The organism is Arthrobacter flavus, from assembly GCF_039526005.1.
GTDB classification, from domain to species: domain Bacteria; phylum Actinomycetota; class Actinomycetes; order Actinomycetales; family Micrococcaceae; genus Arthrobacter_D; species Arthrobacter_D flavus.
The window spans coordinates 1-9,997 of record NZ_BAAAIJ010000025.1; the positions used below are offsets into that span (position 1 = coordinate 1).

The window sequence follows — 9,997 nt, forward strand, 5'->3', positions numbered from 1 at the left end:
GTATCCTATTGAGAAGCGCCGCTAGAACAGCCGCCTGAACATCTCCTCAGCAGCGGAAATCACCACGAACCGCGAAGAGCCACTTAAAGGCTCATAAATAGAACGTGTTGCGACGACTGCTGGAATGCAAGTCGTGGGGTGTTCAGTAAGGTCGGTGACCCAAAGTTCGTTCGGCGCAAGTCGATGGAACCTGCGGTGGACCAGGTCATCGGCTGTAGCGCCGCAATGAAGCCACATCACCTTCGCAGGGCCCTGTTAACGCCAACCCAAAACAGGGCCATCGGGACTGCCCCAACGCCCGGGCGTAGTACTCGATCTGGGCTGGTGTCTCGGTCATGAGGCCGCCTCTGCCAGTGCTGGCTGCTGGTCGTGGTCGACGCCGAAGATCTCGTCATAGACACCGAGATCGCGGACCTGCACGGACTCCACCACCCTTGCTTCCACCATGTCGGGTCGGTGGGCTCGTTGGGCGTGGAAGTCCCGGCGCATCACCGCCGCCCTGGCCGCGTGGGCTGGATCGGTGATCACCAGGTGCCGGGCCCATCCCCGGGCATGCGAAGCGATGACGACGCCCTCATGGGTGACCGTGACCGTGTCCAGATCGGCGATGACATCAACGATCCGCCCAGTAAACGAGGGGTCAACGGAGTAGTCGTTGGAGAACACCCGTACGTAATAGTCCCGTGGCAGGCGGACCGTGTTGGCGAACACCGTGCCCGGGGTCACCGGCGGTAACGGGCGAATCTTCTGGCGGTCCAGGACGATCAACTCATCGGGGCGTCCATGGCGGGAGCATGAATACCGGTGATTAGCCGTCGGTAACCACTCATCGAGCTGGTTGTTGAAATCCGCTGGTGAGGCGAAGTTCCGGCCCGGCATGAAGCGTTGCCGGAAGAACTTGTTCATCCGCTCCACCATGCCTTTGGAATCCGGGTCCCTCGGCGGGAGTAACCGAACTTCCAAACCCAGAGACCCAGCGAACGCGGCCACTGGCTCCGTGGGCTGGCGACGGCCGATACCGGATTCGTTATCCCACAACAGGTGCGCCGGGACCGCTCGCGCGTCCTGGATCAGTGCCCACATTTCGCCCAGCAAGTCAGGGGTCGTGCGGGAGGGCAGCATCCGGGCCTGGATGAATCCCGAGAACGCCGACGTCATCACCAACACCGGTGGAGTATCGTGCTGGCCCTCGCCTACGGGTAACGGCTCATGCGGGAACCACAAATCGCATTGGATCTGGAAGCCCGGTACGTGGACTAGACGGTCCGCCGGGTCCGGCGGCGCGTACTCAGGGCGGATCACGGCGACCTTGGCCCGAAACAGTGACGCCGATCCAGACCAGCCCACCCGCTCCGCCAGTGTCGCCGCTGGCATTGTCGGGGTTTTCACCAACAACTCCCGCACCCTCGGAGCGAACGCGTCGAAACTCGACGCCCCAGACGCCGGCAGGTACTTCGGCACCCGATCCGTTACCAACGCCCGATCCACTGTTCCGCGGGAAATCCCCACGATCCTGCCGATCTCACGCTTCGAGTGCTGACCCGTCGAAAACAGGTGGCGTATCTTCGCCCAATCATCCAAATTGATCACCTTCCATCATGGTCGGTGGCCCTATTTTCAGTTGGCGTTCCTGGCCCTATTTTCGGCTGGCGATAACAGGCCCGGCAATCCCACTATCTTCGCGTCCCACATGAGTAGGGCGACCAACCGTTCGCTGATCTTTATGCCCATCCCGAGGGTCAACTCAGCATGGACCCGGCGAGACCCATAGGTTTGTCTTGACGCCGTGTGGACCTCACGGATCAGCCCGGTCAGCCACTGCCTGCGCATCTCCGTCGGTGATAGTGGCCGCTTCCTATACTTGTAGCAACCAGAGATACTCACCCCTAGGAACCGGCAGCAGAGCTCGACCCGATGACCTGTCTCGACGAGCGCATCGATCATCGGGTGAAACATAGGTGAAACCTCTCAAAAGAAGGCCCAATCCTGAGACCATAGCCGGTAACCAAACCCTGGGGCACGTCGACCTGTCAACTAAACCGTCAGCAGTCCCATGGGTCCACTTTGCCGTCGGGCATAACCACGTCGCGTGGTCGAAACAGAACCCGAGTGGTCAAGGGCATAAAAAACCCGAAAATGGGGGTTTTTCCACTGTGCGCGGTGGGGGATTTCAAGACCGCCTGAGACGCTTTGATGATTTTGCTTCTTATTGGGCCTCGCCATTGTTAGGGAAGTGTGGCAATCCCTTGCTTGGGTCATTGGCTGCAACGTTGATGACACCAACGCTGGGTTTCTGCTCCACGCAGACCTCGCGGCAAACTCGTACTCCGGCAATGAGAACACACCCTCTTGCTCCCGAACCGCTTCGAAAGAGGCAAGGTCTGGCTGATAGAGTCACGGGGTGCATCTCTGTCTCGGGAAACGAGCGTCCTATCCTGAGCATTTCTGGCATAGGAGAATTCGGGAGCAGCTGTGCCCACGAACATCTCTCGCTGTCCAACCAGTTTCGGATGGCGGCACGCTTCGATCCAATAAGGTAGCAAATTATGGACTCCGCCGCATCGATAGACTACGAGGCCGTAAAGCGTCAGACATTTGGCCTTTCCTTTACCGATCAAGCTTCCGATCCTCGGGTAGCGACTAGCATTTTGGCTGGTCAGCTCGAACTGAAGCCACACCCCGCTTGGACTCTTCCTTCAGAGTTGAGTTGGTATGAAGACCCCTTCGATAAAAGCAATTGGCGCGCTCAACTCCAAACGCTGCGCTGGCTCGACCCTGTCCGCCGTGTCGCCGCGACAGGGGACGGAGCCGCGCTGGACTTCTGGGTGCGAACAGCGAGATCTTGGCATGATTCCAACCCCGCGAATGTTTCGACGTCCAACTATGCCTGGGCGCCTATGGTGACCGGGGTAAGGACCTTAGCACTTACCTTTGCTTCGCCGATCGTCCCGAAGTCTGAAGTGGAGTGGCTTACAGAGTCGATTTGGGAACATGGGGAGTGGCTCGCTGATCTGCGACACATCGGATATGCCAACCTAGCTCTGAGCCAGCATCAAGCGCTGTATATCGTGGGCTCAGCGTTTCACCACACGGAGTGGACGGATCTTGCGCGAGAACGGCTCACGTCCCTATTTGAAGCTAGTTACGACGAACAGGGCGTCAACGTTGACGGTGCCCTCGGCAATCACGCAACGAACTATCTGTCCTGGCAATCGGCATTTCAACGACTAAGAGCGGAAGGCGCGAACCTTCCCCCTTCCGCCAGTCGACTGGAGCTCGCGGTAACCGAGCTCGCACACGCAAGTCGCCCGGATGGGACGATCGAGCGCATCGGTGACACCAGTAACGTATCTCTTCATCGGATTGACTCTCCGGAGATGACATATCTCCGGTCCAGGGGTGCAGCGGGAGACATCCCCGAAGAGCTCAGTAAGGTCTACCCTGCGGGCTTCGCCTTCGGCCGCAGTGGCTGGGGAGCCTACGAACGAGACTTCGACAAAGAGACCTACTATGCAATTTCCTTCGGCCGTGGCGACCGGATCCACGGCCACCAAGACGGGGGGTCTATAACTCTTCACAGCAACAGGCACCCCTGGATTGTCGATGCCGGCAAATACACACACGCCGCTGACCCGATGACGGATTATTGTCGCTCAAGATTGGGCCACAACGTGATCCATGTCGAAGGCCGGACTTACAACAAGCACGGGATCGTTGAATTGGTGAATCATCGACTCGCCGATGACCTTGATGACTTTGCGTTCTTGGACCTGGGATACGAAGGTGTTGAACTGCGACGTCGCATAATCTACTGCCGCGGGGGGGACTTTATTCTAGTGATCGACGATGTGCGCTCCTCAGAAGAAGTGAAGGTCACCCAGCGCTGGCACCTCGACGCCAACACCACCCCAAATCCGATCCGGAACGGATTCCAACTCGACCGCGACGGAGCCACGGCCACTATCCTGTGGAGTGGTACACCATCCGAACTCTCAGTGGTGGCAGGTGAGACCGAGCCCCTCGACGGCTGGATTGCCACTGACAGGATGGAGAAGATCCCGGCATCGGTCCTGAAGGCATCAAAATCAGCCGCACAGTTACAGTTCATCACGCTTGTCGGCGTGCCACAGTCCGGATCTTTCACAGTGGACGAAGTAGCTTTCCAGGACGGCACCATGCACGTGGCGGTCACGTCAGGTCGTGGGGAATTCCATTTGCGAATCACTGATGAATCCTCTTTTGTGTCGTTGGGCCGGCAACGCCCCGAACTTCAGTTCCTGTCGCGCGAGGAACGCCTCAAGATGGCTATGGCATCAGTCGCCAGGCTGAAGATGGATAGCATTCAATGTCCGTGTGTTGAACCCACCTTCACCCCGTCTCATTGGGCGGAACTTCGCAAGTGGGTATGGGAATCAGAAGATGTCAGGCAGGCACGTCTCGCCGCCCTCGAACAAACCCTCCACATGCTTAAGGCCGCTGAAGATACATCCCCGGATCGAGGGCTTCGCGCAGCGATTCTCGATCTAGCTGGAGTGGACATTGGACCCGATTTAGGTGTGGATGCGGCACTCCTTGGAATCAATAGAGAACCGATGATCTCTTGGCCTTCGGCGAGGCCGGTCACCTCAGCCACCTCGAAGCTACCGACTGGTACGATCCGCGGGGTCGAAGAACTACGTATTCCGGAGGCCGGTAAGGCTGTTTTCACCGCAATGGTGGGAGGGGTTCTACTCCCGTTCCTCGTTGGCCGCGGCGAGGGCGACGTTCTTTCAGTGAGGTTCCACGGGGCAATCAACAGAAACAAGACGACTTTGCCCGTGTTTCAAGGTAGTGGGGTTGATGCCAGAGGGGGAGGCAACTTTATGATCTTCCAAGACCCGACGCTCGACCTCGATAAAGATATGATCCTCTCCTGGTACCTCGGCGAAGGAAATACCAACCTCTATGAGGTTATGGCCGACTACATCCGATCAGTACAATCGCAGGTTGGTGCCACAACCGTAATGTTGATGGGGGCATCCGGTGGGGGATTCGCTGCGCTACAGGTAGCGTCCTATCTTCCGGAGAGTGTCGCCTTGGTGTTCGCTCCGCAAACGGACATACATGCCTACTTACCGCAGAGCCGAAATGAAGCTTTGCAGGCAGCATTCGGATCGAACGAGATTCCAAACCCAAATGTGCTAAACCGGACCTCGGTCGTCGAACGATACTCCAACTTGGCCCAACCACCAAGAATCCTGTACGTGCAGAACGTGCAAGACCTTCACCATGTGGAAAACCACCAAAGGCCGTTCGCTGCTATGCTGGCCGATTCTCATCCGAGACATGAGGACAGGGTTCGGTTTGTTGAGGTCCAGTGGGGACCGGGTCACGTTGCATTGACATTAGAACGATTCGACGAGCACCACGCCACAGCCATGAAGATGCTGAATGCTTAGGAACGCAACCCCGTTAAACTTATTGGAGTCCTCGATGGTCGGGGACTTGGTCGCTGGGCCTAGTATGACTTTCTGCCCCTGTCATTGATTATCCGGTGGGTGCTGTCGCCCGGTTTGGTGGGCGCTTGCTGACTATTGATAGGGAAGCGGCCGAACCGCCAGGGTTCAGGTCACTTCGTAACGGGTGCCTCAATGGTTTTCGTCAAGCGGCTGTGGCCGGTCGTGGTTCGTAGAAAGTCCCGTCCCTGAGCATCGCGTAGAGGGTATCGCAGCGGCGGCGGGCGAGTGCGATGAGGGCTTGGTTATGTCTTTTACCTTCGGCCCGTTTCCGGTCGTAGTAGGCCCTGGATGGTGGGTCTTTGAGTGCCGCGAACGCGGAGAGGAACAGGGCTCGTTTGAGGATCTTGTTTCCCTTCCGTGAGGGGTGGTCACCGCGGATGGATGTTCCCGACCGCCAGGTCACTGGGGCCAGCCCGGCGAAGGAAGCCAGATGTCCGGCGGTGGCGAAGTCTTTCCCGACGATTTCGGTGAGGATTCGTGCTGCGGTCCTGACGCCGACGGCCGGGAGCGATGTCAGGACCGGGTGAAGAGGGTGGGCCTCCACGAGGGCTTCGACCTGGGTGAAGACCGTGTCCCGGGATTCGCGGATGCCGGCGAGCATCCTGGCCAACTGGGGTAACACGATGGTTGCCGCGTTCGTTCCCACGACGGTGACTGTTTGCTGACCCAGGGCGGCGATGATGTCCGCGGCGAGGCGTTCACCCATGCGGGGTGCTAGCTTCGTCAGCCGGTTCCCGATCCTCCGTCGGCCAGCGTGGCGTAACGCTTCGGGGGTAGGCCAGATACGCAGCAGATCCAGCACGGCCGGGTGATCCAGTCGCGGGCCAAGGACACGTTCCAGGGCCGGATGAATCTGCGTTAGCAAGCCCCGGATCCGATTCGACGTGGCAGTGGCTTGTTTAGCTAGGTCGTCGTCGAAGCCGCAAAGCATCGTCAGTTCGGCGAGCTGTTCGTCGGCGACCTGGATTGATCGCAACGTGTGGGGCATGGTCCGGGCCGCGTCGGCGATGATGAACGCGTCCCGGGCATCCGTTTTCGCTTCGCCCGGTTGCAGGTCAGCGATCCGGCGCATCGCCACCCCGGGTAGGTAGCCGACAGCGACGCCAGCGGCCTGGGCGACCGCGATGGGGAGCGCCCCGATCGTGGCCGGCTGATCAACCACTAACAACAGGCTGCCATGTCGCTTCAGCGAGTGGAGGATTTCGCGCAGCCGGCCCTCGTCATTGGGTAAGGCCTTATCGAAGAGCTTCTTCCCTGACCGGTCTAGAGCGACAGCGTGATGTTCTCCTTTGCCGACGTCCAGCCCGATGAAAACATCAATGCTTTCATGGTTTCCAATCACCTGTTCCTCCTAGTCGCAGCACCTAGTAGTTCGGTGCTGGACTGTCCACGGTGTCAGAGCCCGGCATCCACGTTACGCACGACCTTGGATCTGTCCTGCCTCTATCAGCGGTCTCTCCGGCACCTACCAACCCCGGTGACAACACCCCCCCGGATCATGAACGACTGGGGGCGGCAATCATGCCGGGGCCAGCAGGCCAGCACACCCATATCCTCCAACAGAAACGGGCTACGAAAAAGGTAACTGGGTGGTCCGCCAGTAGATGAGTGGTGAAAGCACGTAGACGAACGCTGAGGCATAGCCGATGTAGAGAGCGCTCGTGCGCCAGCTCCCTGGTGTCTGATGATGGTGTTTCGGGTTGCGTGGGCGAATCCGTTGCGGATGTTAACTTCGTGGAGCTTGTCCACCTGCTTGGCCGAGTCGCGCGCTTGCTGCTCGGCCCTCAGGTACTCACGATCCGATTCAGCTAATGTTGCGTCGACCTCGATTCGATATTTTGGTGGTGCCGTGAGCGCCCGCCATTTTCTCCGGAACAGGATCATCGTCGGCCTTCGTTGAGTTCCTGCACAGCCGACATGACGTGAGTGTTGAATTTTGCCGATTGGGTGAGCGTGTCATTGGTCCTGGTTAGCAGGGCAATCGTGTTGCCCTTCCGCTCCGAGTACGCCATTCACCCGTACCGGTCGGTATGGCCGTCGGCGATTTGTTTCTCCAGCACCCGCACAATGGTCTGGTGTTCGGATCGGACGACGATTCTTCCGGTGAAGACGTGATAGGAGGCCACCAGCATGGGTGTGAGCGGACCAGCGAGGCCGACCACAGCGGGGATACCGTCAATCATCAGCCACCCCGCGAGGGCTGTTGAGTTCTCGATTGGTGCAGGCTCATCTGGCCCCTTCTCGGGTACGGCCTTCGACGGTGATAAACTCACGCACACATTCAAAAGAACGCTCGTCGGGAGAATTGTGTCTAATTCGGTTGGTTTTCTTGCATACGTAATGGGTCAAGAAGAGCCCGTGAACGCGATGGAAATACGGAAGTCACATGCAAGTGAACACTTTCAAAAGTTAAACAAAGGCCCAGTCCTCCGCACCGAAGCAGGCGATGGCGGCAGTGGGTTCATAGGTTGGGTTCCGGAAAGCTTGGCGGTCGACTGGCGCTTTTTTCAAAGCCGAGACAATGCCGGCGTAGCTTGGCTGCACATTCCGAGTCTTGCGGGCGGTCCGGAATCCGGCGTGGACGCGTGGGGGTTAGGCCAGGCGGTTTTAGATGGACAACACAAATCCGGAGAGATTGGCGCCCCCTTCGCCGTCGCCCGGTGGCAGAATGGCCAACTGGACATTGCAAATGACATGCTTGGCCTAGTACGACTGTTCCACTTTAGTTTTGACGGTGGGGACGTCTGGACAACCCGTCCGGGTCTGGCGCACATATTCATGGGTGAGATACCGAAGAAGAACAGGCTTGCCTGGGGTGGGATGGCCACCCTCGGGTGGGCGAGTTCCGGGACGACTCAACTGGGCGACGGCAGGCAACTGCCTGGTGGGTCATACGTGAGCGGCGGAATCCGAAATGGTCAAAGATTTCTAAGCGTCGAGAACGTATTCAACGACTGGCTTCGTACGTCAAGAGAAACGGCAGAACCGTCGCCCGCGGCAAGTGTTAGGGACATGGAACTATACATGTCGACGGCGAAACGATGGCCTCGTCAAGCCATGGCCGATTTGAGCGGAGGCAAAGACTCCAGAGTAGTCGCTGCAATCGGCATTCGAAGCAACGCTCTGAAGGGTGTCAGAACGATCGCGACGGACCACGGAGAGGTGGAAACCGCCCAACATTTGATGAGCCTCATCGATACGAACATCGAACATCGCATCGATGCGAGGAAGGACCCGTCTCGCCCTGGAAGTAGTTTCGTTCGTCGCCTTGGCTCGCAGCATCAGGCATGGGAGGGACGTTTCCTCGCTACCACGGCCTACAACTCGGCTGAGTTCGAGGGATTCGCACCACTCTCTGCGCCAATGTTCAACGGTCTTGGCGGTGAGGTTATGGCTGGGGGAAACCTCCTCGGAGCGTGGCATGACCGGCTGATCAACGCCCCCGGACCAGCTGCGCGTGACAAACTTGCGACCATGGTGAAAGTAGCAACCGGAGCGTCAGAGGAAACCAAGGAAATGGTGATCGCTGACATTCAAGAGTATGTAAACAAGGCCTCAGAAATGGGTCTGAACGGTGCAGCCGGAGTCATGGACATCTTTTACCACCTCGATAAAATGCCGAACTGGTCAATCCCATATGCAACCCCCCATACTCTCACTCCGCTCTTCGCGCCGAGTTTGCTAACTTATGCAGCACAGCGAACCGGCAAACCGGTTGAGTATGGGGAGGCGCACAGGAGGTTGTTACGTGAAGCAATTCCGGAATGGGCGTATGTACCTTTCTACAAGCCAACGGCTCAAAAACGCGCGGTCCCCTTCATCTGGCAGAACGGCGATTGGGAAGAAATCCGCGCATATATAACCGAACACCTTGATCAGGCGTTGTCTTTCTCTCCTGACCTGACAAACATTGGCCTTGGCAAAATCGATGCTGGAGAGGGAACGAAAAGAGAAGAGATCTTCGTGCAACGGCTCATCTGGGAGATCACCTTCGATAGCTACCTTCAAGAAATCGAAGAGGCCGCGAAAGCCACATCACATGCAATCAAGTCTAGATTGGCCTCGTAAGCACTAGGAATCCAGGCATCCCTGAAGAGTCCATCGTGTCTCGGGGAGCCCGGACCGTGCAACACTGATCGGCTGAACCGCTCTGGGTTTGTTGGAGACTACTGATTTTGGAAACGAGAATAGAGTCATAGCAACGAGTCAGGGATCGGGGAAGTCGAAGGCGCGTCGGTATTCGCCGGATGAGAAAGCTGCGGCAGTTCGGATGGTGCGGGCCTTGCGGGCGGAGCTGGGTACCGAGCATGGAACGGTGTATCGGGCCGCGTCGCAACTGGGATATGGGACTGAGTCGGTCCGGGCGTGGGTGCGGCAGGCAGATGTTGATGATGGCCAGAGCCCCGGGGTGAGTACTTCGGAGGCCAGGCGGGTGCGTGAGCTTGAGCAGGAGAACCGTGAACTGCGGAGGGCGAATGAAATCCTCAAGCGCGCCGCGA

At 58.3% G+C, this 9,997-nt stretch carries 5 protein-coding genes and 2 pseudogenes; 3 read left to right on the top strand and 4 right to left on the bottom strand.

Features of this window, described 5'->3' with window-relative positions:
• Window positions 1–333: 333 nt before the first annotated feature.
• Both ABD059_RS07390 and ABD059_RS07395 read right to left on the bottom strand, forming a co-directional pair.
• Complete coding sequence (locus ABD059_RS07390) at window positions 334–1,590, bottom strand: Mu transposase domain-containing protein (RefSeq protein WP_343878731.1); 1,257 nt, start codon at window positions 1,588–1,590, stop codon at window positions 334–336.
• 69 nt (window positions 1,591–1,659) lie between these two features.
• Window positions 1,660–1,950, bottom strand: a pseudogene (locus ABD059_RS07395) (IS3 family transposase); the annotation flags it as partial.
• Between the two features lie 596 nt (window positions 1,951–2,546).
• Here ABD059_RS07395 and ABD059_RS07400 point away from each other — a divergent pair.
• Window positions 2,547–5,438, top strand: coding sequence for a heparinase II/III domain-containing protein (locus tag ABD059_RS07400; RefSeq protein WP_343878732.1), 2,892 nt, complete (start codon window positions 2,547–2,549; stop codon window positions 5,436–5,438).
• Between the two features lie 202 nt (window positions 5,439–5,640).
• On the opposite strand, the pseudogene ABD059_RS07405 reads toward ABD059_RS07400, so the two are convergent.
• Together ABD059_RS07405 and ABD059_RS07410 are read right to left on the bottom strand one after the other, a co-directional pair.
• Window positions 5,641–6,907: pseudogene (locus ABD059_RS07405) on the bottom strand (IS110 family RNA-guided transposase).
• Between the two features lie 603 nt (window positions 6,908–7,510).
• Complete coding sequence (locus ABD059_RS07410) at window positions 7,511–7,771, bottom strand: hypothetical protein (RefSeq protein ID WP_343878733.1); 261 nt, start codon at window positions 7,769–7,771, stop codon at window positions 7,511–7,513.
• Window positions 7,772–7,856: 85 nt separating this feature from the next.
• Between ABD059_RS07410 and ABD059_RS07415 the strand changes: the two genes are divergently transcribed.
• A complete protein-coding gene (locus tag ABD059_RS07415) occupies window positions 7,857–9,566 on the top strand; it encodes a hypothetical protein (RefSeq protein WP_343878735.1) in 1,710 nt (569 codons plus the stop codon).
• Window positions 9,567–9,693: 127 nt separating this feature from the next.
• A partial coding sequence (locus ABD059_RS07420; RefSeq protein ID WP_343878737.1) for a transposase occupies window positions 9,694–9,997 on the top strand: 304 nt, incomplete at its 3' end.